This window comes from Agrobacterium pusense, from assembly GCF_900102105.1.
In the GTDB taxonomy this organism is placed as follows: Bacteria; Pseudomonadota; Alphaproteobacteria; order Rhizobiales; family Rhizobiaceae; genus Agrobacterium; species Agrobacterium pusense.
The window spans coordinates 319,998-345,726 of sequence record NZ_FNBB01000004.1; the positions used below are offsets into that span (position 1 = coordinate 319,998).

The 25,729-nt window shown below is 60.6% G+C and carries 22 protein-coding genes; 5 read left to right on the forward strand and 17 right to left on the reverse strand.

Annotation, left to right across the window (positions count from 1 at the left end; all coding sequences use genetic code 11):
• Positions 1 to 22 precede the first annotated feature (22 nt).
• The 7 genes from BLU28_RS13305 to BLU28_RS13335 all read right to left on the reverse strand — a co-directional run bounded on the left by BLU28_RS13305 (position 23) and on the right by BLU28_RS13335 (position 9,148).
• Entirely contained in the window at positions 23 to 934 is a 912-nt protein-coding gene (locus tag BLU28_RS13305; RefSeq protein ID WP_004438208.1) for an ABC transporter substrate-binding protein, read from the reverse strand.
• A 97-nt stretch (positions 935 to 1,031) separates the two neighbouring features.
• Positions 1,032 to 1,916, reverse strand: a complete 885-nt coding sequence (locus BLU28_RS13310; RefSeq protein ID WP_004438205.1) for an AraC family transcriptional regulator — start codon at positions 1,914 to 1,916, stop codon at positions 1,032 to 1,034.
• 374 nt (positions 1,917 to 2,290) lie between these two features.
• Positions 2,291 to 3,328: an NAD(P)-dependent alcohol dehydrogenase gene (locus BLU28_RS13315; protein WP_004438202.1), complete on the reverse strand. Its 1,038-nt coding sequence runs from the start codon at positions 3,326 to 3,328 to the stop codon at positions 2,291 to 2,293.
• Between the two features lie 306 nt (positions 3,329 to 3,634).
• Complete coding sequence (locus tag BLU28_RS13320; protein WP_077986441.1) at positions 3,635 to 4,696, reverse strand: ABC transporter ATP-binding protein; 1,062 nt, start codon at positions 4,694 to 4,696, stop codon at positions 3,635 to 3,637.
• Entirely contained in the window at positions 4,693 to 6,924 is a 2,232-nt protein-coding gene (locus BLU28_RS13325) for an ABC transporter permease (RefSeq protein ID WP_077986442.1), read from the reverse strand. Before BLU28_RS13325 ends, BLU28_RS13320 begins: the two co-directional genes overlap by 4 nt.
• Positions 6,925 to 7,009: 85 nt before the next feature.
• Complete coding sequence (locus BLU28_RS13330; protein WP_003503939.1) at positions 7,010 to 8,035, reverse strand: ABC transporter substrate-binding protein; 1,026 nt, start codon at positions 8,033 to 8,035, stop codon at positions 7,010 to 7,012.
• A gap of 114 nt (positions 8,036 to 8,149) precedes the next feature.
• Positions 8,150 to 9,148: an ABC transporter substrate-binding protein gene (locus BLU28_RS13335; protein WP_168247122.1), complete on the reverse strand. Its 999-nt coding sequence runs from the start codon at positions 9,146 to 9,148 to the stop codon at positions 8,150 to 8,152.
• 239 nt (positions 9,149 to 9,387) lie between these two features.
• On the opposite strand from BLU28_RS13335, the gene BLU28_RS13340 reads away from it, so the two are divergent.
• Together BLU28_RS13340 and BLU28_RS13345 are read left to right on the forward strand one after the other, a co-directional pair.
• On the forward strand, positions 9,388 to 10,128 hold the full coding sequence (locus tag BLU28_RS13340) for a response regulator transcription factor (protein WP_004438193.1): 741 nt from the start codon (positions 9,388 to 9,390) through the stop codon (positions 10,126 to 10,128).
• Positions 10,125 to 12,233 (forward strand): sensor histidine kinase, encoded by a 2,109-nt coding sequence (locus BLU28_RS13345; RefSeq protein ID WP_077986443.1) that lies wholly within the window; start codon positions 10,125 to 10,127, stop codon positions 12,231 to 12,233. Before BLU28_RS13340 ends, BLU28_RS13345 begins: the two co-directional genes overlap by 4 nt.
• Positions 12,234 to 12,272: 39 nt before the next feature.
• Here the strand turns inward: BLU28_RS13345 and BLU28_RS13350 are convergent, their stop codons facing one another.
• On the reverse strand, positions 12,273 to 12,866 hold the full coding sequence (locus tag BLU28_RS13350; RefSeq protein WP_004438189.1) for a TetR/AcrR family transcriptional regulator: 594 nt from the start codon (positions 12,864 to 12,866) through the stop codon (positions 12,273 to 12,275).
• 120 nt (positions 12,867 to 12,986) lie between these two features.
• On the opposite strand from BLU28_RS13350, the gene BLU28_RS13355 reads away from it, so the two are divergent.
• On the forward strand, positions 12,987 to 14,213 hold the full coding sequence (locus BLU28_RS13355) for an MFS transporter (protein WP_077986445.1): 1,227 nt from the start codon (positions 12,987 to 12,989) through the stop codon (positions 14,211 to 14,213).
• Positions 14,214 to 14,306: 93 nt separating this feature from the next.
• On the opposite strand, the gene BLU28_RS13360 is transcribed toward BLU28_RS13355, so the two are convergent.
• From BLU28_RS13360 to BLU28_RS13400, 9 genes are all read right to left on the reverse strand, one after another.
• Positions 14,307 to 15,068 (reverse strand): SDR family NAD(P)-dependent oxidoreductase, encoded by a 762-nt coding sequence (locus BLU28_RS13360; RefSeq protein WP_004438185.1) that lies wholly within the window; start codon positions 15,066 to 15,068, stop codon positions 14,307 to 14,309.
• A 3-nt stretch (positions 15,069 to 15,071) separates the two neighbouring features.
• Positions 15,072 to 16,823, reverse strand: coding sequence for an SMP-30/gluconolactonase/LRE family protein (locus tag BLU28_RS13365; RefSeq protein ID WP_172965675.1), 1,752 nt, complete (start codon positions 16,821 to 16,823; stop codon positions 15,072 to 15,074).
• A complete protein-coding gene (locus BLU28_RS13370; protein ID WP_022563545.1) occupies positions 16,751 to 17,731 on the reverse strand; it encodes an NAD-dependent epimerase/dehydratase family protein in 981 nt (326 codons plus the stop codon). Before BLU28_RS13370 ends, BLU28_RS13365 begins: the two co-directional genes overlap by 73 nt.
• The gene (locus BLU28_RS13375) at positions 17,728 to 18,810 is read right to left on the reverse strand and encodes an ABC transporter ATP-binding protein (RefSeq protein ID WP_022563544.1); all 1,083 of its coding nucleotides are present in this window, start codon (positions 18,808 to 18,810) and stop codon (positions 17,728 to 17,730) included. Before BLU28_RS13375 ends, BLU28_RS13370 begins: the two co-directional genes overlap by 4 nt.
• Before the next feature lie 2 nt (positions 18,811 to 18,812).
• Positions 18,813 to 19,643 (reverse strand): carbohydrate ABC transporter permease, encoded by an 831-nt coding sequence (locus BLU28_RS13380; RefSeq protein ID WP_004438176.1) that lies wholly within the window; start codon positions 19,641 to 19,643, stop codon positions 18,813 to 18,815.
• Positions 19,644 to 19,653: 10 nt separating this feature from the next.
• The gene (locus BLU28_RS13385) at positions 19,654 to 20,580 is read right to left on the reverse strand and encodes a carbohydrate ABC transporter permease (protein WP_006698684.1); all 927 of its coding nucleotides are present in this window, start codon (positions 20,578 to 20,580) and stop codon (positions 19,654 to 19,656) included.
• 66 nt (positions 20,581 to 20,646) lie between these two features.
• Positions 20,647 to 21,918 carry an ABC transporter substrate-binding protein gene (locus tag BLU28_RS13390; protein ID WP_077986446.1) on the reverse strand — a complete coding sequence of 424 codons (1,272 nt, stop codon included), beginning with the start codon at positions 21,916 to 21,918 and terminating at the stop codon, positions 20,647 to 20,649.
• A 24-nt stretch (positions 21,919 to 21,942) separates the two neighbouring features.
• Entirely contained in the window at positions 21,943 to 23,109 is a 1,167-nt protein-coding gene (locus BLU28_RS13395; protein ID WP_077986447.1) for a mandelate racemase/muconate lactonizing enzyme family protein, read from the reverse strand.
• Positions 23,106 to 24,014, reverse strand: coding sequence for a dihydrodipicolinate synthase family protein (locus BLU28_RS13400; protein WP_004438166.1), 909 nt, complete (start codon positions 24,012 to 24,014; stop codon positions 23,106 to 23,108). Before BLU28_RS13400 ends, BLU28_RS13395 begins: the two co-directional genes overlap by 4 nt.
• Before the next feature lie 116 nt (positions 24,015 to 24,130).
• On the opposite strand from BLU28_RS13400, the gene BLU28_RS13405 reads away from it, so the two are divergent.
• Together BLU28_RS13405 and BLU28_RS13410 are read left to right on the forward strand one after the other, a co-directional pair.
• Entirely contained in the window at positions 24,131 to 25,042 is a 912-nt protein-coding gene (locus tag BLU28_RS13405) for a 2-dehydro-3-deoxygalactonokinase (RefSeq protein WP_037090988.1), read from the forward strand.
• Positions 25,043 to 25,097: 55 nt separating this feature from the next.
• Positions 25,098 to 25,724, forward strand: a complete 627-nt coding sequence (locus tag BLU28_RS13410; RefSeq protein WP_077986448.1) for a GDSL-type esterase/lipase family protein — start codon at positions 25,098 to 25,100, stop codon at positions 25,722 to 25,724.
• Positions 25,725 to 25,729: the final 5 nt, after the last annotated feature.

Below are 25,729 nucleotides of genomic sequence, written 5' to 3' on the forward strand. Positions count from 1 at the left end.
GGACGGAGCCTGGGAGGAGTTCTTACCAGCTGAACTCGCCGGCGTTCTTGCTGTCGACGACCATAACGTCGATCGGGACTTCCTTCGGCACGACGCGAGCGCCCCACTTCTGGGCGAGCGCCATGGCGAGGCCGACACGCACCTGGTCACGCGGGAACTGCGCGGTGGTTTCGATGAAAGGACCACCCTCGGCAATCGCCTTCACAGCTTCCGGAGCACCGTCGACCGAGGTCAGCTTGATGTCCTTGCCGGAACCCTGAATAGCAGCCAGAGCGCCCATCGCACCGCCATCATTCACCGAGAAGATGCCGGCGAGGTTCGGACGCGACTGGATCATGTTTTCAACGACGCCCAGAGCGACGGAGCGGTCCTGACGGCCGTTCTGTGTATCGACCAGCTTGATCTCGGGGAATTCGGCGAGTGCGGCCTTGCAACCTTCGACGCGCTGAAGGATCGGCACGACCGGGATACCGTCGAGGATCGCGACTTCACCCTTGCCGCCGAGCGCGTCACCGAGATGCTTGCACGACTTGTAGCCCGCGTCACGGTTCTTCGAGCCGACGAAGGTATCGACCGGGCCATTGGCGTTGGCGTCAACCGCAACGACGATTGCGCCGGCAGCCTTGGCAGCGTGCACGGCGGCTTCGATGCCGGCGCTATCGGTTGGGTTGAGAAGTAGGATGTCGATCTTCTGCTGAAGCATATCTTCAACGTCGGAAATCTGCTTTGCCACATCGTGGCCGGCATCGGTCACGACAACGTCAGCGCCGATGCTTGCCGCAGCTTCCTTCAGCGCTTCCTGCATCGACACGAAATAGGGGTTGTTCAGCTCCTGGAAGGTCATGCCGATCTTCAGCTTTTCCTGCGCCAGCGCCGGAGCGGCCATCATCGCAATTGCGGCTGTCGCCATCAGAAACTTGGATTTCATTTTCATCTCACTCTTCCTCCCATTAGGAAAGTTGGGGCAACAAGTGCCCGTTTCCGGACAGACCTCTGCCCGAATTGGTAAAAATCGGCGATGTGTCGCTGGTTTACTCCGCCATAACAGCTGCCTTCTGGGCCGCAAAAATGGTTCGGAACCTCGACGGTGACATTCCCTTGAGTTTCAGGAAATGCCGGTTGAAATTGGAAAGATTGGAAAAGCCAACATCGTAGCAGACCTCGGCCACCTTCACATCCTGATCCGCCAGCAACATCTGGCAGGCAAGATCGATCCTTAACTGATTGCGATAGCGCACCAGCGTCGTGCCGGTATGGCGCTTGAAGGCCCGGGAGAAGGCGCTCGGGCTCTGGCCCACCATGTCGGCGAGATCGATTTCCTCCACCTGTTCGGTCAGATGCTCGCGCAGATGAGAGAGGGCGCGATTGATGCCGCTGTCGCCAATCCCGGTCAGATCCAGTTCGTAGCTGAGGCTTGCCAGCACCTCGGATGTCGGCGCATTGACCAAGAGATCGAGAATTTCCCAGAAAAGTGCCAGCCGCGTCAGGCCCTGCGCCTCGATAAGTCGAAGAATTAGCGGGCGGACCCGATCGCTCGTCTCGTCGTCAAAGAGAATACCGCGACGGCTGCGATCCAGCAGGCCGCGCACCACTTCCATCTCGGACATGGAGGCGCAGGCATCCTCGATAAAACTCTCCGGAAACTGGATCACGAGGGAACGCGTCGGCACGATTTCGTCCGGCTCGATCTCGCTGATCCAGTTCTGGGGGAGATTGGGGCCGGTCATGATGAGCTGGCCGGGGCCGAAACGGCCGACGAAATCACCGATATAGAAGGTGCCTGACGTCGCGACGACCAGATGAATTTCATATTCGGGATGATAATGCCAACGCACGGTACGGAACGGATAGCCATGCCGCCAGGCAGCGAAAGATTCGCCCTTGCGGATGTGCACCAGTTCCAGATCGGGCTGCATCATGGTTCCTCCCATCAGTCACGTCCGCCGCATTTGCGAAGCGAAGCCATTCCTCTTTATGGCTCGTCCCAGGCGTTGATGAGGAGCATAGGGCGGGCCGCGGCTAAACATCCACATCACGCCGGAGAAATTACCGATACTTTTTTGACTTTTTTTTGCCAGAAATTGAATAGTGCCTCAACGTGATTGACAGTCAACGTTGCGGAGAGCCTGTTTTTTTTGCTCAATTTGCCGTGATGCGCCCAAACAATTCTCATCAGGAGGCGATCTGTGATGAATTTTTGGAGTAGGGCCTGCCTACCACAGGCAGGCCCTACTTATACTTTTCCGCGCACCTTTCGCCGCTTATGCATCAGCGAGCGAATGTCTGGCACTTATTGCGGCATCACTATCTGCAGTTTGACGTCCGTTTCCCGCGCTTCCACCGCACGGTCGAAACCGGCAATACTGTCTTCGAAGGGAATGGTCGCAGAAATCAGCGGCTTCAGATCGACCTTGCCGGATGCGATGAGCGCTACGGCGCGATCATAGACATTGGCGTAGCGGAAAACCGTTTCGACCCGAAGTTCCTTGGCCTGAAGGCCGACAATATCGACCGGAACCGGATCGACCGGCATACCGACGAGCACGATCGCGCCGCCCGGTCGTGCGAGGGCGGCAACGCCAAGAATGGCGGGGGCAGCGCCCGAGCATTCAAAGACGATATCGCAGCCCCAGCCGTCCGTCGCCTCAGCGATCGCTTCAGCGAGGTTGCGCTCGCGGATATTGACGGTCTCGATGCCATCGTAAGAGGCGATGATATCGAGCTTGGGCTGGGCAAGATCGGCGACGATGACTTTCGCGCAGCCGCCCGCGAGCGCGGCAAGCGCCACCATCATGCCGATCGGACCGGCGCCTGTTACCACGGCGACATCGCCCGGCTGGATGCGGGCACGCAGCGCCGCCTGCATGCCGATGGCAAAGGGCTCCACCATGGCGCCTTCCGCAAAGGACACATTGTCCGGCAGCTTGTACGTGAAAGCAGCGGGATGAATGACCTCCGGCGTCAGGCAACCATGCACAGGGGGCGTCGCCCAGAAACGGACGGCCGGATCCACATTGTAGATGCCGAGCTTCGACGCGCGCGACGTTGCGTCGGGAATACCCGGCTCCATGCAAACACGGTCGCCAGCCTTGAGATGCGTTACCTCGGCGCCGGTTTCGATCACCGTTCCAGAGGCTTCGTGCCCGAGCACCATTGGGGCGTTGACGACGAAATGTCCGATTTTGCCATGTGTATAATAATGGACGTCGGAGCCGCAAATGCCGACCGTGTGGGTGCGGATACGCACATCCTTCGGTCCGAGTTTACCGGGAATGTCAAAGTCCCTGAGCGCGAGCTTCCCTTTTTCTTCCAGCACCAGTGCCTTCATCTCATCCTCCATGGTTTACGATACGCCTGGCAGCGAATTCAGTCAGCGTGATGGCGCGCAACCTCGGCAAAAGTAAACAGAAATCCGCCGGAACAACCGGTTTTTCTTCACACAGGAAAAACTGTATCGAGGAGCCTGCAATTTCTCATCACTGGCGCGATGTCGTGTCCTTTCCGGCGCCGGACATGAGGACTGATTCGTCTGCCGGAGCTATTCGCCCGGCACGGCGGCGATCTGGAATGCCGCGTGCTGACCGCGCGTCGACAGCCAGAAGCGGGCCGGAACCGCATCTGGCTTGCTTGGGGATCAGGCCTGGATCAAAGCGATCCCGCGGTTCCTGAAGCCGAGTGTGACGTCGCTTGCCGGCGGCAGGCCGGTTTCCGCCATATGATCGATGATGAAAAGCGTGCCGATCTCGGTTTCCACCTCGTATTCCACGTGGCCGCCCAGATACGCGCAGTGCAGCACCCGCCCGGCAACCCCCTGCCCGCCGGGCTGACCGATTGAAATCGAGCCCGGGCGAACCGCAAGCTTCGCCGGCCCCAGCCTGGCGTTGCCTGCGGAAAGCCGATAATCGATGCCCCCAACGCGGACCATTGCGTCCGGTCCATCCAGCCTTATCACTTCGCAGCCAACAACATTCGCCTCACCCATGAAATCGGCAATGAAGGCGGAGGCTGGAGCCTCATACAGCTCGCGCGGGGCGCCAGACTGGGCGATCTCTCCATCCTTCATCACGATGATGCGGTCGGAGACGGCAAGCGCCTCATCCTGATCATGCGTCACGTAAACCGCAGTGAAACCAAGTCTTTGCTGCAATTCACGGATTTCGGTGCGGACCCGGCGGCGAAGGCGGGCATCGAGGTTCGAAAGAGGTTCGTCCAGCAGCAGCACCTGCGGCTCCAGCACCAGAGCACGGGCAACCGCGACACGCTGCTGCTGCCCACCGGAAAGTTCGGCAGGCAGGCGATGCCCCATGCCGGAAAGGCCGACAAGCTTCAGCCCCTCTTCCGCCTTTTCCCGCGCTTCCGCCTTGCGTAGCCCGGAGGATTGCAGGCCATAGGCAACATTGTCGAGCGCCGTCATGTGCGGGAACAGCGCATACGACTGGAAGACCATCGAGACATCGCGCTCGTTGGCTGGCAGCATCGTGACATCCTGATCGCCGATGAGAATGCGGCCGGACGTCGGGTGTTCGAGGCCCGCCAGCATGCGCAACGTCGTCGTCTTGCCGCAGCCGGAGGGGCCGAGCAGAGTTACCAGCGTGCCTGGTTCGATGGTGAGCGACAGGTCCGGTATGGCGGTGAAAGCACCGAAGGTCTTGCGGACATTCTTGAAGGTAACGGAGCCGGGCTTAACGGAAATCATGCGGTTTTCTCCTGGGCAAGAGGAACGGGGGAAGCGGATGGTAGGCCAGCGACGCGGTTTTCGCGCCGCAGCCGACGCTCGCCAACGAGGAACTGGAAGCCGGCAATGACGGTGATCATCACCACGATCAGCATGGAGGAATAGGCAATCGCAACCCCATATTCGCCGTTTTCGACGAGGCCGACGATGTAGGACGTCGCCATGTTGTATTCGGCGCTGACGAGGAAGATGACGGCGCTGATGGAGGTGATGGCGCGCACGAAGGAATAGACCAGTGCGGCCGTGATCGCGGGCCTCAGGAGCGGCAGGATGACCTTGCGAATGGTGCGGAAACTGTTGGCCCGCAGCGTCAGCGAGGCCTCGTCGAGGCTCTTGTCCAGCTGGCTCATCGCCGCAATGCCGCCGCGCACGCCGACCGGCATGTTGCGGAACACAAAGCAGGCGATCAGGATCAGCGCCGAGCCGGTCATTTCCACCGGTGGCAGGTTGAAGGCCATGATGTAGCTGACGCCTATGACTGTGCCGGGAATGGCAAAGCTCATCATCAGCGCAAATTCAAACAGGTTCCGCCCGGCAAATTTCTGCCGCACGATGATATAGGCCGTCAAGAGACCGACTGCGGCGGTGAGCGGAGCGGAAATCAGCGCGATCTTCATGGTCGTCCAGAACGAGTTCCAGGCAACGCCGGTCCACGCGATGGAGCCGTTGGAGAAACTCACGGAAAATGCGCGGAGGTAATGGTCGAAGGTGAGGGAATTGTCGAGACCCCAGGTCTTCACGAAACCGCCCACAAGGATCATGCCATAAACGACGATTGTGAAGACCATCCACGGCACGACAACGGCATGAACGCCGATGGACAGGCCACGCGGAAGCGCGATATGCGCGCCGCTGTCGCCCTTTCCCGTCACCGTGGCGAAATTCTTGCCTGCCAGCCAGAAGCGTTGGGCAAGGAAGGCCGAAAGCGTGAAACACAGCAGGATGATCGCCAGGACCGCGGCGCGCGACGGATCGTTCTGCGAACCAACGACAGCAAAGAAGATTTCCGTCGACAGGACGCCGTGTGTGCCGCCAAGCACCAGCGGGTTGCCGAAATCCGCCATGCTTTCGATGAAGCCGATGAGAAAGGCATTGGCGAGACCGGGCTTCATCAGCGGCAGGGAAACCCGCCAGAAAGTGCGCCAGCGGTCGGCGCGCAGCGTCTGGGAGGCTTCTTCCATGGAGGGGCTTACCCCTTCGACTACACCGATCAGCACCAGAAACGAGATGGGCGTGAACGAAAGAACCTGCGCGATCCAGATGCCGGTCATGCCATAAAGCCAGCGACCCGGCTCAATGCCGAAGAGATAGGAAAGCCATTCGGTGACGACGCCGGCGCGGCCGAAGAGCAGCGTCAGGGCAAGACCGATAACGAAAGGCGGCGTTATGATCGGCAGCACCGTCAGGAGCCGCAGTCCCTTCTTGAAGGGAAAGCGCGTGCGGGTGGCGATCAGGGCAAAGCCAAGGCCGAGCACGGTCGAACCGAAGGCGGTCATCAGCGCGAGGAAGAGCGTGCGCCAGGCAACACCGCAGCGCTCCTCACCCACGACGCAGCCAAGGCTCCATATGCCGGGATCCTTGATATTGCGAATGAATCCATCGGCATTAAAGGAGCCGTCGAAATCCTGAACGGACGCAACCAGCATACTGCCGATCGGATAGAAGACAAAAACCGTAACGAGGAAAACCAGAACGGAAATGGCGCCGACGACAAAGGCATCGCCCTTCATGACACCACGTTCGGCAAGCCCGAAGGCAAAAAGAAGCACGAAGACGAACGACATGACGACGGCCCCCGCCCCCATGGACGGCTGGCCATCGGCGAGCATGCCGAAGAGATTTTCGCTGATTGTCCAGGTCCAGCCGGTAAAGCCGATGGCCAGCCCTTGCAAGGCAAGGAAGACGAGACCAGCAGCGCCAATGAATGCAAGCAAACCGCCCCGGCGCATCGGATCACGGATCGGCCGGACAAGGCATGCGGCAAGGAAGAAAATGACAATGCCGACCAGCCATGGTTTTCCATAAGACAGTATCTGCAACACACCGGGTGCATTGCTGACGGAGGAGAAAAACCCGGACAGCCAGCGGAAGCTGTAAAAGCCGCCTTCGATGCGATACCAGGGAAGAAGAATGAGGGCGAAAGCCCCGAACGCCAGGACGATGTCCAGCCTGCGATTGCCACGTGTCATGGCCGACCTCGCTTGTTTCATGCCGATGAAAGAGTGGCGGACACCCCGGCTTCAAAAGCCGGGATGCCGATCGCCGAAGTTCAGATCAGTTGGCGACCGCACCAACTTCGCGATCCCAGCGTTCCAGCAGCGCCTTGCGCTTGGCAGGATCGCCATAGGTCTTGAAGTCGTAGTCGATGAGCTTGATGTCCTCGAACTTCGGTGCCTCTTTCGGCACTTCCGCCGTTTTGTTGGACGGCAGCTGGAAGGACTTGGCGTCCTTCATGCGCGACTGGACCTCCGGCTTCAGCGCCCAGTCGTACCAGGTCTTGGCATTGTCGAGGTTGCGGGCGCCCTTGATGATCGACATGGAGCCGATCTCGTAACCCGTGCCCTCGCACGGAGCGATTGACTTGACCGGGAAACCTTCCGCAGTCTGGGCCACCGCATCATGCATGAAGACGATGCCGAGCGCCGTCTCGCCGCGCGCGGCCGCCTTGACCGGTGCCGAGCCGGACTTGGTATATTGCGAGATATTGGCGTTGAGCTTCTTCAGGTAATCGATGGCCTGATCCTCGCCCATGATCTGCACAAGTGAGGCAAGCGCGGTATAGGCGGTACCCGAAGAGTTCGGATTGGCGATCTGGATTTCGCCTTTGAGTTCCGGCGCCAGAAGGTCGGCCCAGCACTTTGGCTCCTTGTAACCCTTGGACTTGAATATCTCGGTGTTGTAGCCCCAGCCCAGCGCACCGGCATAAACGCCGACAGTCCGGTAACCCGTGCTCTCCGCCTGCTTGACCGCCCAGTCCTGCAACTGGTCCAGCATCGGCGACTTGTATTCGAGCGTCAGGTTTTCCGAGGCTGCCTGCATGTGCGGGTCGCCCGTGCCGGCCCACCAGATATCGGTTTTCGGGTTGCGGGCTTCCGCGCGCACCTTGGCATAGGTCTCGCCCGAAGACAGGCGCACCATATTGACCTTGATGTCATGAGATTTTTCAAAATCGCCCTTCATCTGTTCGCAGATGACGACATCGGCCGAGCAGATCAGGTTCAGTTCGCCGGCCGCCTGCGCGGAAACGGCGCTCAGTGCCGTACCGGCAAAAAGCAGAGTGGAAAGTATCGTCAGTCGCATGGTTATCCTCCTGTAGCTTGCGTCTGAATTTTGGGTCACGTGCAGACATGGCGCTGCCGGTCGCGGCACCTTGTGGCGCGCGTGCTGTCTTTTCGGGATTTTTGATATTTGGCCCTACTGGGTCTGGCTCGGGTGAATCTCGCTGTCGAAGCGGCTCAATAATCGACTTCGCTCTTCCGGCTGGCCGAAGGTGGCAAAGTCGTAATCCACCATCTTGATCATCGATATATCAGGTGCTGTCAGCGGCAATGTCGCCCGGGCGTTGGACGGCACCTGGTTCTGGCCGGCTGTGGCGCCGGTTTCCTGTCCTTCAGGGCTCAGCGCAAATTCCACGAAGGTCTGCGCAAGCGCCGTATTGTGGTTGCCCTTGACAATGCTGACCGCTCCGATCTCGTAGCCGGTGCCCTCGCAGGGCGCGACGATGACCAGCGGGAAACCCTCGATCTTCTGGGTCACGGCATCATGCATGAACGAAATCCCGATAAGAACCTCACCCCGCGCCGCTGCCTTGACGGGTGCCGAACCGACCTTGGTATAACCCACGACATTGAGGTTCAGCTTCGTCATGAAACCAAAGGCTTCTTCCTCGCCGAACAGCTGCACAAGCGTGGCGAGCATGGTGAAGGCCGTGCCGGAATAGTTCGGATTGCCGGTCAGGATATGGCCGCGATAGACGTCCTTGGCCAAATCCTTCCAGCAGGTGGGAGCGGGTAAGCTGTTTTTGGCAAGCAGTTCCGAATTATAGGCAAAACCAAGCGCGCCAGCATAAATTCCAGCCGATTTCGACCCGGACATCGCATTGAAGTTCTGCGCCCAGGGCAACAGATCCTGTTGATTGGCGGGCCGATATTCGTCCAGCAGGTCTTCGGAACCTGCCTGCAAATGTGTATCGCCGGTGCCGCCCCACCACACGTCGACTGTCGGATGGGATCGCTCGGCGCGAATCTGGTCGAGAATTTCGCCGGTGCTTTTGCGAACCATCGAAATTTCAAGTCCGGTCTTGGCTTCGAATGCCCGCTGCATGGTCACGCACCAGGCCTCATCGACGCCGCACAGGACGTTCAACTTCGGTTCGGCCATGCCATGCCCTGCGCCGCACAGCCAAAGGACCATGCTCGCCGCAAGTGCGGTCAATGCTTTCAATTAAGCCTCCCTGCCTGGAACCTCCCCGTTCCAGTCTCCATCAACAGCATGTCACATCCTGTCCGCACCGCAATCGAAGAATGGTTACCAATCTTTCACCGCACTGCCGAACAAGATTACAGATATTACAATTATGACAGGAGAGATAACCAGCGAGCCTTTGAAGATAGCCGCCACCATGCCTATGATGGTGGCGGGAGGAAGTTGCAGTGCTTAATCAGAAGGTTCGCATTCTGATCGTCGAGGACGATCCGGATATGGCCGAGCTTATCTCGGATCTCGTCGAGGCCGAGGGCTGGCTGCCCACCTGTGCGCGCTCCGCAGAGGAGGCCGACGAGATATTGGCAAAGGACAGGATGCAGCTCGTCCTCGTCGATCACAATCTGCCTGGCACGTCCGGGCGCACCTTCGCCCAGCGGCTGCGCAGCCAGATCGACATCGGCATCGTCATGGTCACCGCCGCCGGAAGTGCCGCCGACCGGGTGCTCGGCCTGGAAACCGCCGCCGACGACTACGTGGTCAAACCCTTCGAACCAATCGAGCTCACGGCGCGGATCAAGGCCGTCTTGCGCCGGACAATTCCCTCGCTAAAACAGGAGAAGGACAGCGAGCGTGACCACGGGCGCGCGGCGCTGCGGCTTGGCGACTGGGCGATCGATCTTGATGCACGCCGCGCTGTCTGCCTCGCGGACCGCAGCCGGACACTGACGAGCGCCGAATTCGCGCTTCTGGAAATTCTTGCCGAGACGCCCAACCAGCCCGTCAGCCGTTCCCAGATTCTCGACAGGCTGGGTTCGGAGAGCGACCGTTATATCGACAGAAACGTCGACGTGCTGGTGCTGCGGCTGAGGCGCAAGATCGAGATAAACCCCGATCTGCCGCGCCATATCAAGACCCGGCGCGGCAAGGGTTACGTGCTCCACACCGATGAGGGCGAGCCCTACCCGTGATCAGCCGCTCCTTCCTTTCCTCCATCGCCTTTCGCCTGCCCTTTGCGATCGTCTTTACCTGCGTCCTCGTCTTCAGCCTGTCCGCCATCGCGATTTACGGATTGCAGCGCGCCCGCGATGAAATGGCGGCCTATGGATTGCAGGCCTTCTCCAGTCTCGCCAAGGCCTCGCTGGTCTCGCGGCAGGTCTCCGATCTCGTCTCCAGTGCACCTTTCCTGATGAATGCCGCCTCGCCCTATCGCGTTTCCAGCGAAAGCCGCTCCGTTGTCCAGCAGGTCGATCTGCTTCTGCAGATGACAGAGCCGGGCAGCGGCGAGCGGGCAGCACGCGGCTTTGCGAGTGAGCGTATCGTTGAACTGCTGCAGCGTATCCGAGCGCAGACACTCGATCTCGCTAAGGATGCCGATGCCGCGCAGGGCCACAAGGCGGAGGCGGCAGCCGCGCTCGGCGAAATCGCCACCGGTCAGGGTATCCTCGATCCGGAGCTGCGCCGGCGGATGAATGGCATCGTACAGGCCGCGTCCGCGTCCGACAGTCTTTTTCAACTTGGCGAACTGCGCCGCCGCTATGTGGCGGAAACAACGGCGCGTCAGCAGGGTTATCCGGGCGAGCGCCTGCCCATTGCCGAGCTTCAGCCCTATGAGCGGGTTTTCGAGGCCCAGAGCCGTTACCTTCTGGAGATGTTCGCGATCCGCGCCTCGGTATCGCGCCTTCACACCGTCTCGCGCGATCTTTCGCATGTGACCGAAACGCAGGGCGACGCGGTCGCGCGCAGTCTGAACGAAGATCTTATCTCCACCTCCGATGCTCTCAACCGGCTGCTGATCATTGTCGCCGTTGCCTCGCTGTTGGTTCTCATCGTGGCGATTTTTTCGATCCGGTCGGTGATGCGTGTCTCGCGCGGGATCGTGACGCTCTCCAACGGCATGAATGCCCTCGCCAAGGGGGAAACGGATGTCGGGCCGCCCTCCTATACGGGTCCCGAGACGGAGCTCATCCGCCTGCTCGACGCGTTTCGCGCCTTCCACGACAGCGTCGACCGTGTCTCTCGCCTCAGGCGTACGGCCGAAGCCGCAGCGCGCACCATCCGCTCCACATTCCGCAACATGAATGAGGGAATAGCGCTGTTCGATCCGGCCGGGCGGCCTATCACCATGAACCGCCGCATCATCGAACTTGTCGGGCGCTCCGGCTCGTCCCGAAAGCTGCCGATCCGCCGGTTCGTCGAGCCCATTCCCGAAATCGATTCGACGCTGCTGCCCTTCGATGGTGGGCATGGGAACCTGTTGGAGCGCGCCGTGGTGCGGCATCGAACTGCCGACCAGCGGGTTATAGAAATATCGATGTCGCGCCAGCCGGATGGCGGCATCGTGCTGCTTGCCCGCGATGTGACCGCGCTAGACCGGCAGGAGGCGGAAGCAGTCAAGGCCCAGCGGCTGGACGGCATCATGCGCATGACCCACCAGGTCAGTCACGAGGTGGGCAACATGATCGGCATCATCACCGGCAGCCTCGGCCTTCTGGAGCGAGAGGCCGGTTTCAATGACCGCCAGAACCGGCATATTGCCCGCATTCGCAAGGCAGCTGATCGCGGCCGCTCCCTGGCCAGCAGCATGCTGACCATCGGAAGCCAGCAGCCCATCCATCCAAGCTGCATTAACGTGGCCAATCTCCTGCGCGGCATGGCCGATATTCTCGAGATCGCGGTTGGCCCCAAATGCCGTATTGCACTCGATTTCGATGATGATCTTCCCGCTATCCCGCTCGACCCCGCCCTCTTCGAGCAATCCATCCTCAATCTCTGCCTCAACGCCGCGGCCGCCATGCCGGACGGCGGCCTGATTTCAATCGAGGCGGCCTGCGAGAAGGATACTCTGGCGATAACCGTCTCGGACGAGGGCATCGGCATGACGCCGGAGGCCGTGGACAAGGCCTTCGAACCCTATTTCACCACCCGGGGGGACCATGGAGGCGCAGGCCTGGGACTTGCCATGGTCTATGGTTTCGTGCGCCAGAGCGGTGGCGAAGCCCACATCCATTCAAAGCCCGGTGAGGGCGCAAGGGTACAGCTGCTTTTCCCGAGTCATGCCGGGCAGGCGAGATAACATTGCAGGATCGGGTGTCGGGGCGCTGCCGCCCGGGGATCAGCCCTTGCTGATGCGCAATCCATCCAGAAAGGTCCGGAAACTCCTTACGGCCCGTTCCGACGTTGTTTCCGGATCGTCAGAATTGGCAATCCACTGGGCTGCGCTGCTGCTTGCCGCATTGATGAAACGGGCACACGCCTCGGAATCGATATCGGCGATCGTTCCCTCCTGCTTGAGCGCATCGAGACTGCGCGAAACAGCGGAAATACAGCCATTGGCATTTGGCCAGCGGGATGGATCGCCAAGGACGGCCGGTCCATCGCGAAACATGATCCTCTGGATTTCCGGTTCAAGCGCCATACGGACATAGCCGACATTCTCCTCGACAAACCCTTCCCAACGCGTCGAGGCTCTCGAAGAAATCTCGCAAAGCCTTTTTGTCATCTCCGCGTCGATCTCGGCCACCACCGCCAGCAACAAACCCTTTTTGTCACCGAAATGATGATAGAGCGCACCACGGGTCAGCCCTGCCTCGGCGGTAAAATCATCCATGGAGGCCTCAGCATAACCAATACTGCCAAACGCCCTGCGTCCGGCAGCCAGCAGCTTTGCCCGCGTTTCAGCAATCATTTCACTGCGAGGTTTGCGCATTTTTGCTCCAGCATCTACATACGTCGCGTATATTAGTTGACATACGCCGCGTATGCAATTATTTCATTCACATACGCCACGTATGTGTGTGGTGGATACTCCCTAAACAAGGTGCATCCGATGTCTAATCCATACAGAGAAATTTTCCGGGTTCCAGGCGCCAAAGGCTTTTCAGCTGCAGGTTTCTTTGCCCGCCTCCCCATCGCCATGGCGCCGATCGGCATCGTGGCCATGTTGTCGCAAACGCATGGCGAATATTGGCTGGCAGGCGCCGTATCGGCAACCTTCGCGCTGACCAATGCCGCCGTCGCGCCGCAAATCTCGCGGCTGGTGGACCGCCGGGGCCAAAGCAGCGTTCTCATCCCCGCGACCATTCTATCCGTCCTCGCCTTTGCGGCGTTGATCATCGCCACCAATCAGCGATGGCCGGCGTGGACGCTGTTTCTTTCCGCTTTCCTCGCCGCCGCCATGCCAAGCATCCCCGCCATGATGCGGGCCCGCTGGACGGAACTATTTCGGGACCGGCCGGAACTGAATACGGCCTTTGCCTTCGAATCCGCGGCTGACGAACTTGTCTACATTGCGGGTGCATCGCTTTCCGTCGGGCTTGCGGTTTCGCTTTTTCCAGAAGCGGGCATGATGATCAGCACGGCATTTCTGGCGGTCGGAACATTTGCCTTTCTTCTGCAGCGATCCACAGAACCCAAAGTGCGTCCGGTCGAGGGCGGCCGTCGGCAGCGTTCTGCAATATGGCTGCGTCCTGTACAGATCATCACGGTCGCACTCATCTTCGTCGGCTCGACTTTGGCCACCGCCGAGGTGAGCGCCGTCGCCATCACCAAGGAACTCGGCCAGCCGGAAGCAGCCAGCCTCGTCATCGGCGTCTATGCCATTGGCTCCTTCGTCGTCGGCCTGCTTCTTGGTGCGCTCAACCCGAAAACGCCGCTGCACCGGCAATTGCTGATCGCTGTCAGCGTTCTTGCCCTGACGGCGCTGCCGCTCCTCGTCGCGGCATCCAGTGTCGCCCTGCTTGCCTTTGCCGTGTTCCTCAGCGGTGTGGCAATCTCTCCCATTTTCATCACCGCTTTCGGCCTGATTGAACGCCGGGTGCCGGAATCGATGCTGACGGAAGGCGTGACCTGGGTCATGACCGGTATCGGTATCGGCATGGCACTGGGCGCTTTCGTCTCGGGATGGGTGATCGACAATTTCGGCCCGGACAATGGCTTCTGGGTGTCGGTCGCCGCAAGCCTTTCAACGGTGACGATCATTGGGCTTGGTCAGCGCAGCCTCTCGGCGGAGCGAAGGCATCCGGGTGGGTCTCCGGCAGCGCAGCCCGCCGAATGATCCGGGCTGGCGGACACTGAAACGGACGGACCGCACCGCTTCTCAAGAGTAGACGCTTCAAAAACGCTTCTCCGCGCAGGATATGCGGAGAAGTCAGTAACCGCCCGTCAGGAAAATACTCTCGCCAGTCATAAAGCTGCAGGCCTGCGAAGACAGGAAGATGGCGGCGCCCACCATTTCCTCCGGCTGACCGGCTCGTCCCATCCAGTTCAGGGTCCGGACATATTCAGCCCAGCCTTCGGGGTCTTCGTCCCGGCGATGGGCATTGCGATCCGTATCGACCAGACCGGGCGCTAGAGTGTTGAGGAGAACATTGTCCTTCGCATAGTCGCGCGCCTGACTCTGGATCAGATTATGCTGCGCAGCCTTGGTGGCGGCATAGGCGGTGACGATGCCCTTCGGCCGCAACTGGTTGACCGAGCCGATGGAAACCACCCTTCCCCATTTTCGCGACGCCATGCGCGGCAGGATCGTCTGCAGCATGTCCACTGTCGACCCGAGATTGACAGCCAGCTGAAACGCCAGATCATCGGGCTTCAGCTCCGACAGTACCGCATTGATCTGGGCGCTCGCGTTGATGACGAGAATATCAACCGGTGCGACCGTCTCAGCGCGCTCGACAAGATCGCGCCCGGCGCCCGGTTCGGAGAGATCACCCGCCAGCTCTTGGGCCAAGCCACCGCCGTCCGCAATGCGTTGCCGCACGGCGGTTGTCGCACCCGGCTTCACGCCATGCAGGATGACATGCGCGCCGGCCCCCGCCAGCCCTTCCGCTATGGCTGCCCCTATGCCGCGGCTGGAACCGGTGACGAGCGCCGTGCGGCCTTTCAAACCAAAGACGCTTTCAAGACGCATGATTTATCCTTCGAACAGTGAAATGCGCGCGCCGGCAATTCCGGGGCGGCAGGAGAACAGGCCACCAGACAGCGGGGCGTCGGCGAGCGTGGATGCCGGCAGGCGCGTGCGGGCACTGGTGATGAAGAGCGTCGACAGGTCCGGCCCGCCGAAGGCCACACTCGACGGGCGCGGCACCGGCATCTCGATCACCTGATCCAGCTTGCCGTTCGGAAGATAGCGGCGCACGCACCAGCCGTCCCAGATCGCACACCACACCCCGCCTTCCGCATCCACGGCGAGGCCGTCCGGACGGCCGTCGGCCACGGGAATACGGGCAAATTCGCGGCGCTGCGACAGGGCGCCCGTCGTCGGATCACAATCATAGGCATGGATAAGGCCGGGCACCGTATCGACGAAATAGAAGGTCCTGCCATCGGGGCTCCAGCCGAGACCGTTGGAGACGACGATGCCGCCTTCCTTGCGTTCGAATGCCCCATCGGCATTGATCCGATAAAGCGCGCCGGTGGGCTTGGAGGCATCGATGCGCATCGACCCGACCCAGATGGCACCGTCCGGCCCGCATTTGGCATCGTTCAAGCGGTTATCGCCAATGCCAGCCTCCGGGCTGACGAAGGGTGTCAGCCGGCCCGAAGTGAAGTCCAGCCATTCGACGCCATCCTGCGACGCCACCAGCAATCGCCCTCCGGAGACTGGAATGACGGCACTGACCAGCTTACCTGTCTCGCAGGTTTCGTTACGGCCGGTGGCGGGATCGAAACGATGGACGGCGGGGTGCAGAATATCCACCCAGTAGAGCGCGTTTTCGCCTTCATGCCAGACCGGGCTTTCCCCAAGCTGCGCCCCCCAGGGAAGAATGCAGCTGAGTTCGGCGCTGGGGCGTCCTGTTGCCGAACGCGGTCGTGGCCGCGAGCTGATGGCGACAGCCCCGGCGGCGCCGGTAATCCGGCGTGCAGCGGCAATCAGTTCACGCCCGGCAGGATGAATGTTGGACGCATCGAGCCGCGACGACGGCCCGAGCGCGACAAGCACACCCATCGGCGTATTGTCACGGCCCATGACGGGTGCGGCAACGGAATTCACCCCTGGCAGGTGCTCCTCATAGGAGATCGAGTAACCCCTCGCCCGCGTCAGCGTCAGATCGGCCTGAAGTGCATCGAGCGTGGTAATCGTCCGCGGCGTCTGCGCATCCAGCGTCAGCCGATCGAGCAGGGAACGGCCGACAGCAGGGTCCTGAAAGGCAAGCAGCGCCTTGCCCGGCGCGGTACAATGCAAAGGAACCCGGCGTCCCACTTCTACCCGCACGGAGAGACCGTTTGGAGAACGTTCCGCGAGATATTGCGTCATGATGCCGTCCAGCCGGCAGAGCGCTACGGTCTCGCCCAGTTCGGCAGCCAACCTCTCGAGTTCGGGTGTCGCGGCCGATACCAGATCGAAGCTCTCCCAGACTTTGTGGGACATTTCGAGAAAGCGCTGGCCCAGAACATAGGTTCCACGCGCCTCATCCTGACGGACGAGCCCATAGGCTATGAGGGTGCGCAGGATGCGGGCGAAAGTCGGCTTGGGCAGGCCGGAGGCGCGCAACAGTTCAGCAAAACGCGGCGGCTCCGGCGCATCGGCCACCATGTCCAGCAGGGTCAACCCCTTCGCCAGCGCAGCGGTGCCGCCCGGGGTCTCGGGTTTCATCGCGTCTCCTTCGCGAGACGCTGCCGCCTTGCGGCGGCCGCCTCTTCCAGCATCCGGTCCATCGTCCATTGTGCCTCAAACCCCAGGGTGTTTTTGATCCGCTCGTTGGACGTATGGTAATAAACGCCGTCGCCGGGAAAATCGACAGTCACGATGGGGAGGCTGGTCACCGCGGCCATTTTCGGCAGAAGCTCGGCGAAATCGGACGGCTCATCCGCGCCGAGATTGAAGATGCAGCCCGCCGCATCAGGGTGATCGAGGGCGAGCAGGATCCCCGCCACCATATCGCGTGTATCGGTTATGTGCATGCGGTATGGCCGGCCGTTTTCATTGCGCGCCAATATATGCGACGCTTCGCCGATATCCCGGGACTGTAGCAGTTCGGCAATCGCAACGTTCCCGAAATTCTGCTGCTGTCGAATGCGCGGCCGCAGGAAAAAACGCGGGCCGGAGAAGAAGCTGTCTTCATCCAGCAGCTCAGCCGCATCCTGCGTATGAGAAAAGCGCAGGATCACGGTTTCCATGCTGCCAGTCCGCTGGTGAAAGCGAACCAGTTCCTCGCCCAGAAGCTTGGTCAGGCCATAGGGCGAACTGGGGCGAAGCGGATGATCTTCGGTGACCGGCAGGAATTCGGGGCGGTTTTCCGGATAGACTTCTCCTGAAGAGGCGAAGACGAACCGCTGCACGCCTGCGGCTGCGGCCGCATCCAGAAGACGGCGCGTGCCTTCGACATTGACCGCAAACATGCGGTCCCGGTCCTCCGGCGCCCATGACATAAAGGCCCCGAGATGCAGAACGGCGCTCACACCTTCCATGGCTTTGGACAGCGCCTGCCCGTCCTCCAGCGATCCGACGACCTCCTCACCACCCGTACCCGACGGACGAAGGTCAAAGCCGCGGACCGCCCGAGCGTCCATGCGCAAGGCAGCGGCGACAGCACGACCCACACGGCCTGCCGATCCAGTGACGAGGATCATAGCCGTGCTCCGGTCTTTGCGTCGAAGAGATAAAGCTGTGCCGGATCAAAGCCGAGCTGAAGCGCTTCGTCAGCCCGAAGGTTGCCGCTATGCGAGACGCGGGCGATCAGCCCCTTGGACCTGCCCTCCTCGCCATCTGCGACCCTTGCGCCTTCCGCATCGAAATAGACGTATTTTTCCGATCCCAGACTTTCCACCAGCGTCGGGCGAACGCTGAAGGTCACCGGCCCATCGCCCAGAACGAGATGCTCTGGCCGCAAGCCCACGATCACGCTACCCTGCCTGGCAGATGCCGCCGGCAGGTTTACCTTCTGGCCGAAAACAGTCAGTGCGCCGTCACGCAGTTCCGCGTTGAGGAAATTCATGCCGGGCGATCCGATGAAACCGGCGACAAAGAGGTTGGCCGGATTGTTGAAAAGCTCATCGGGCGCCGCGATCTGCTGGATAATGCCGCCCTGCATGATAACCACCCGGTCCGCCATGGTCATGGCTTCCACCTGGTCATGCGTCACATAAACGGTGGTGACACCGATACGCTTGTGCAGGGCGCCGATTTCGGCACGCATGTGGACGCGCAGCTTGGCATCGAGGTTGGACAGCGGTTCGTCCATCAGAAAGGCCTGCGGCTGACGCACGATGGCTCGGCCGAGCGCCACGCGCTGCCGCTGTCCGCCCGAAAGATCCTTTGGCTTGCGATCGAGATAGGGCGTTACCTCAAGAATGCGCGCCGCGTCATCCACCCGGCGATCAATCTCCGTCTTGTCCGTGCCGCGCATCTTCAGGCCGAAGCCGATGTTCTGCCGGACCGTCAGGTGCGGATAAAGCGCGTAATTCTGAAACACCATGGCGATGTCGCGGTCACCCGGCGCCAGATCCGTGACTTCGTTTTCGCCGATGAAGATCTGCCCTTCGCTTGCCGGTTCAAGGCCCGCAAGGATTTTCAGCATCGTCGACTTGCCGCAGCCGGAAGGCCCGACCAGCACCACGAACTCGCCGTTTTCGATCTCGAGCGAAAAGGGCCTGAGCACGTTGAGGGCGCCATAGGACTTGCTGACATTGCGAATGGAAATATTGGCCATGCTTATTTCTCCGCGCCAGCGGTGAGTCCGCCGACCAAATAACGTTCCAGAAACAGATAGATTGCGATGATCGGCAGCGCGATGAACACGGATGCGGCGGAAATGTCGTTCCAGTAGGTGACGTATTCGCCCTGCATCGTGGTGATGCCGAGATTGGCCGTCCAGTTGTCCGGCGAGTTGACGAGGAAGGTGCGGGCATAGGCGTAATCCGCCCAGCTGAGCACGAAGGCATAAAGTGCCGTGGCAGCAAGACCGGGTGTGGCGATCGGAAGTACGACCCGGACCATTGCACCGATCGGCGAGCAACCGTCGACCATCGCGGCCTGCTCCAGTTCCTTCGGAATGGTGTCGAAATAGCCTTTCAGCATCCATGTGGCGAAAGGAATGATCATGGTCGAATGCGCCAGCACCAGTGTCCAGAGGCTACCGATCAGACCGAAGCTGGAAAAGATCGAAAACAGCGGAATGACGAGCAGCGTTGCAGGAAGCATCTTCGCTGTCAGCACAAAGAGACCCATGGTCGCGCCGCCCCGCATGGAATAACGCGACAGCGCATAACCGGCGCTGACGGAGACGAGCATCGACAGCGCCACCGAGCCGACGGCCGCAAGCATCGAGTTCCACAGCCATAGCAGGATCGGCTTCGCCGCCCAGACCCTGGCGAAAATGTCCCATTGCGCATCATCCGGCCAGAAGGTCGGCGGCAGGCGGTACAGTTCATCGGTGGTGGAGAGCGCCGTGACCAGAAGCCAGTAGACCGGGAACAGGATCATCACCAGCGTGAAGATGACAGTCGCGTAAAGGGCAAGGCTCTGTAAAAATGTCCGTTTCATCAAAGCCTCCTCAATAGATCGATTTCGAACGCCGGCCGAGCATCAGAAGGCTCGCGACGATACAGATCACCAGTGTCAGCACGCCGACGGCGGCGGCGCGGCCGAAATTGTGATACTGGAAGGCCTGGTCATAGGTCATGATCGATAGGGTCTGGGTCGACCTCAGCGGTCCGCCACCGGTCAGAACCTTGATGATGGAAAAGTCGCGGAACACCCACAGAAGCGTCAGCACCAGCGTCACGCCCAGCACCGGCATCAAAAGCGGCATGGTGATCCAGCGGAAACGCTGCCAGACGCTCGCGCCATCCACCTTCGCGGCCGCATAATAATCGGCCGGAATGGATTGCAGACCAGCGAGGCACATGATCGACACGAAAGGAAAACCCTTCCAGACCATGGTGATAGCGACAGCCCAGAAGGCGGCTGTCGAACTGCTCACCCACGGGATCATCTGGTCGGTGAACCCGAGCTTTATCGCCAGCCATCCGAACAGCCCGAAGGACGTATCGAACATCCACGCGAAGATGACGACCGCGATGATTTCCGGCACTGCCCAGGGCAGCGCCATTCCCAGCCGCGCAACGGTTCGGCCCTTGAAGCGGTTATTGGCCAGAAGCGCTGTGCTGAGGCCAACGGCCACGCTGCCCGCGGTGACGACGACAACCAGCTTCAGCGTCACCCAGCAGGCGAGCCAGAATTCCGGCGATGAGAAAAGCCAGGTGTAATTGCTGAGTGAAAACGGCCGGCTTGCGCCACCGAGCCGCGGTATCTTGACCTGCTGGAAAGACAGGTCGATGGCCAGCACAAGCGGCCAGACGATGATGGCGGCAACCATCAGGACCGCGGGTGCGATCAGAATATAGCCGAGGAGATGTTGCCGGCTGGGACGCGCAAGATCAAAGAACTTGCGGCGCCCGGCCCGAGCGGGTGCGGTCATGGATGGTCCTCCTGCCGGATGCGGATGGTAACCACGGCCCGCCAGGCGGGCCATGGCAAAACGGGATCAGCCCTTGATGGCCTCGGCCTTCGCCTGCATGGTCTTTGCCACCTCCGCGGGATCGAGGTCCTGAATGATCATCCGCTGGCTTTCTTCCATCACCATCTTGCTGAATTCATTGTAGAAGAGCTCAAGCCCGGTCGGAATGCGGTCGATACCCGCCTCGGATGCGGCCTTCATCGTCTCGATCAGTACCGGAAAATGCGGGATGGTCTTTTCGACACCCGACACGTCGGCCTTGGGGCTTGGCGGGGTGTTGCCGCCAAGGGTGGCATAACTGCGCTGGAACTCCGGCGACATCGTCAGCTTGATGAAATCCCAGACGAGCGCCTTCTGGTCGTCGGGAATATCGGCCGGCATAGCGAGCACGTTGGACGATCCACCCAGCGGCGGATGAAGCGGCGGTGCCGCGTAAACGATGTCAGCCTTGGCTGAACCCTTCTCGGTGGTGCCGTAAAGCCAAGGCCCGTCGAGACGCATCGCCATCTTGCCATCGGCAAAAAGCTTGCGCACGTCGCTGGCGCTCATGTCGACCGGGCTGATCCCGCTCTTCATCACGGTTTTCCAGCGTGAAAGACCCTCCACCATCTGCGGCGTATCGATGGTGATATTGCCGTCCTTGTCGGTCCAGTAGGCGCCGGCGTCGAGGATGTAGTTCAGCATCTCCGTCAGATATTGCCCGGGACCGCCCTTGGTCTCGTGGCCGGTCCCGAACTGGTCGATGATACCGTCACCGTTCAAATCCTTGGTGGTGGCTTTTGCGGCCGCCAGAAACTCGTCATAGGTCTTCGGAACCGCGACGCCCGCCTCATCCAGGATCTTCTTGTTATAAGCCATGACGAAGCCGAAGTAGTTCGTCATAATACACACGGTCTCACCGTTCCATTCGCATTTCTGCTGACCGGCCCAGCCGGTCATGTCGATGCCGTCCTTCTTAAGCCACGGGTCGAGCGGCTCCAGCCAGCCGCTGTCGGCGAACATCTGGAACTCGAAGGATGCGAGATGCACGATCTGCGGCGGCTGGTTGGCAGCGAAAAGCGTGGTCATCGTATCCGCGTAGGAGCTGCGTTCCGCCTTGGTGAACTCGATCTTCACGCCGGGATGCTGCTTCTCGAAGGCGGCGATTGCCGAACGCCACCATTCACCCGTTCCGGCGTCATCCGTTTGCCAGGAAATGAATTTCAGGACGGTATCGGCCATGGCAGGGGCAACGGCGCTCATCGTCATCAAAACGGCGGTCGCCGTACCCAGCGCCAGCTTCTTCATTCTTTTGGTCATGGTTTCCTCCTCCAAAGAACCAAATCAGATACGTTCAATAAGGGCGAGCGCCGCCTCCGACGGTCTTACGCCCAGTCCCGGACCCGACGGCAGGTGATACCTGCCTTCGCGGCAATCCATGTCGCCCTCCAGCAGGCGGCGGTTCGGCTCGAAGATCGAATGCTGGAATTCGTGCCCCTTCAGCGCCGGCAACGTCGACGATGCCTGCAGGCTGGCGGCAAGGAATATGCCGGCGCCAATGGTAGCGTGCGGTATAACGTCGATGCCGTGTTCGGCTGCGAGAGCGCCGATACGGATGAAATTGGTGATACCCTTATGGCCCATTTCCGGCTGCACGATCGCAATACGGCAGCGTTCGATGCGGGCGCGCATATCCCAATGGGTGCGCCATTCCTCGCCCACCGCGACCGGCACGTCGGTATTCTTCGAAACCTTTTCCAGCCCGGCAATGTCCTCCGTCCAGACGGGCGCCTCGGCGAACCATGGATCGAATGGCTGCATTTCTGCGATGAGCTCCAGCGCTCGCTCCGGTGTCTGGTTCCAGTGCATATCGGCGGCGATCTTCGCCCGCGGGCCGAGCACCTGCCGGAGATTGGCAAGTTCCGCCGCCGGCCCATCATCGGCAACGGGCGTGGCGAATTTAAAGGCGTCGAAGCCACGATCCTGCCAGTATTTCGCCAGTTCTCCACGCGCCTTCAGCGTCTTCTCCGGCAGGCCGGAAACATAGGCCGAAAAATTGTCCACGCCGCCACCCAGCAGGTCTCGAATGGATTTTCCGGCTTCCTGTCCGGCAATATCCCAGAGGGCGATATCGATTGCAGCAAGCGCATCCACGTAAAAGCCACCGGTATAACCGCGCACGCGCATCATATCGTAAAGATCGTCGTAGATCGCCGATGGATCGGATGCATCGCGGCCGATCACGAAACCGGCCAGCAGGTCGTTGATGAGAGCCGCCACCGCACCGGGCGCAACGATGCCATAGGTCTCACCCCAGCCGACGGTGCCGGCTTCCGTCGTCATTCGCAGAAGCACGCTGCGGTCGAAGGTTGGATAGACCGTGCGGTTGCCCTTTCTGACGATGTATCCATTGGGGTTGACCACTTCACCTTCCCGCAGCGCGCCGAGATAGGGAACCTTGCGTGGCTGGGTCAGCGTGAAGACTTCGATTGTTGCAACGGGGCTGTTCATGCGGCCTCCGGGGCGACAAGGCCGAGCTCGACGAGGTTGGCGTCGATATCGGCAATCGCCGCCTTGTCGAGTTCCGGGGTGGGCGCGCGGACACCGAGACCCTCGATCACCCCACGGCGCGCCAGCACGTACTTGGTCAGCCGCATGCGATAAACCGCCTGCAGAACCAGAAGCGGAAGAGTGCGGACATAGATTTTCCGGGCCTCATCCTGACGGCCTGCGCGGAGAGCGCGATCTATTGCCACGTGTTCCTCGACGATCTCCAGCGCCGGCATGGCAGCGGTGGCGCCACGCGCATATTCATCCAGAATGTAACGGGCGCCGCCGCCGCCGATGATACCCTTCAATGTTGAGGGCGCATGGGCGATGATATGGCTGATGGCGGGACCGGCCGGCAGCGTTTCTTCCTTGACGTAGGTGACCTGCGGCAGAGACCGGACGATCTCGACAATCGCCTCCGGCGACAGATCAGACCCGCGCGGCGCAGGCGCGTTCTGCAGGATGATTTCAACCCCGGGCAGCGCCTCGACAACCTTACCCAGAAACTCGATCAGCGCCGGCGCATCCGTCCCGACCGATTTTGGCGGCTGAACCATCAGGTGGCGAATACCGAGATCAGATGCGGCGCGGCCATGTTCAACCACGTCTCTCCAGTCTGCCGCGCTCGCGCCCGCCACGACCGGCACCCGGCCAGCAACAGCATCAACAACGATCTTCAGCAGCGACGCACGCTCTGCAGCATCCAAAGTCTCAACCTCACTGGCAAAACCCGGGAACACCACACCATCCACGCCTTTTTCGAGCGCGAAGATCACCAGTCGCTCCATACCCGCTTGGTCAATACCGCCATCCGCCAGAAAAGGCGTTGGCAAAACGGGCAAAATCCCCTTCAGGCCAGCCACCATCTTACTCCTCCCAATTAAGTATCATATATTGATACCTTGAATTCACTAATTGACACTACATAGACCTGAGCCGTATGACAAGCCCCCAGATGAAATGAACGAGGAGGTTCAGGGAAATGGCAGCACGGGCGACATCGATCATCGTCGATTGGGGAACGACATCATTGCGAGCGGCGCTTGTCGGTAACGACGGGGCGGAACTTGAACATCTGGAAACCGCCGACGGCATTTCGAGCCTTGCCGAAGGGCAACATGAGCCTGCCCTCATGAGCGCACTCGCCCCCTGGTTTTCAAAAAACGGCGCTCTGCCCGTGGCCGCGCTCGGCATGATCACCAGCCGCAACGGCTGGGTCGAGGTGGCCTATGTGCCCTGCCCGGCGGGACCGGCGGAACTTGCCGCCGGCACGGTGCGCAGGACGTTGCCCAACGGGTCCGACCTTGTATTCCTGCCCGGCCTGAATGACCCCGGCCGCCAGCCGTTTCCGGATGTCATGCGCGGCGAGGAAACCCAGATCGTCGGCCACGGCCTTACGGAAGACGCCACCCTCATCATCCCCGGAACACACAGCAAATGGGCACGGGTGAAGGCAGGGCGGATCGATGGTTTCCAGACATTCGTGACCGGTGAAATCTTCAACCTACTCATCAATCACTCCTTCATCGCGCGCGGTTCCGCACAGCCGCCGGTCGACGATCCGGAGGCATACCTGTGGGGTTTGAAAGAGGCCAAAAAATCCGCAGCCATGCTGTCGCTGTTGTTTTCCGCACGCACAGGCGGGCTCGCCGGCAAACTGTCGGCACAGCAGCTGCGGTCTTATGTCCGTGGGCTGGTCATCGGACAGGAATTTCGGCAGGCCCGCGATGCGGGATGGTACGCAGAGGGAGACGATGCGGCGATTGTGGGCAATGATGGGCTCAACGATCTCTATCTGATTGCCGCTGGCGAATTCGGCCTCAGAATATCAATGGGCGATGACGACGCGTTGACGAAGGGAGCCCTGGCGGTTCTGCAGAAGACGCTTTCCTGAATGGAAACGCCGGCTGGACACCTGGTGTCCGGCCTTCACAATACCAGGGACCAACATGTACGATTACCCGGCCAGCATCGGCACCAGCCGCCACGAAAACGATATCCTCACCATCCTGACGCGCCTTCAGCGACTCGGGCTGCCGGAGGACCCGATTGCCTTTTATGGCTCCTCATCTTTCCGGATATGGAACTCCATCGTCGAGGATCTGGGCACGCTCGACATCGTCAATCTCGGCTTTGGCGGCGGCACCTGCCTCTCGGCCGTTCACTACATGGAAAAACTCCTGCTGCCGCTGAGACCCCGGAGAGTGGCGCTCTATTTCGGCGAGAACGACATAGCCAGCGATGGCTTAAAGGCGGCCACGGCGCTGCAACATCTGCAGGCGCTCAGGCATTGCATCCTGCAGGCGCTGCCGCAGACGCAGGTTTTTGTTCTGGCCATCAAGCACAGCCCCGCGCGCTGGATTTATCGTGGCGAATTCGACCTTTTCAACCGCATGGCGCAGGACTGGTGCGAAAACTCCAACGACGCCGTCTGGCTGGACCCGAATGCCGGCCTTATGGGGGAAAACGGCCTGCCGATGTTCCGCTATTATCTTCCCGACCTGGTTCACCTTAACACCGCAGGTTACGCGGTCTGGGCGGAAGCACTTCGGAAGACGCCGGCGCTTCTCGCCTGATTTTC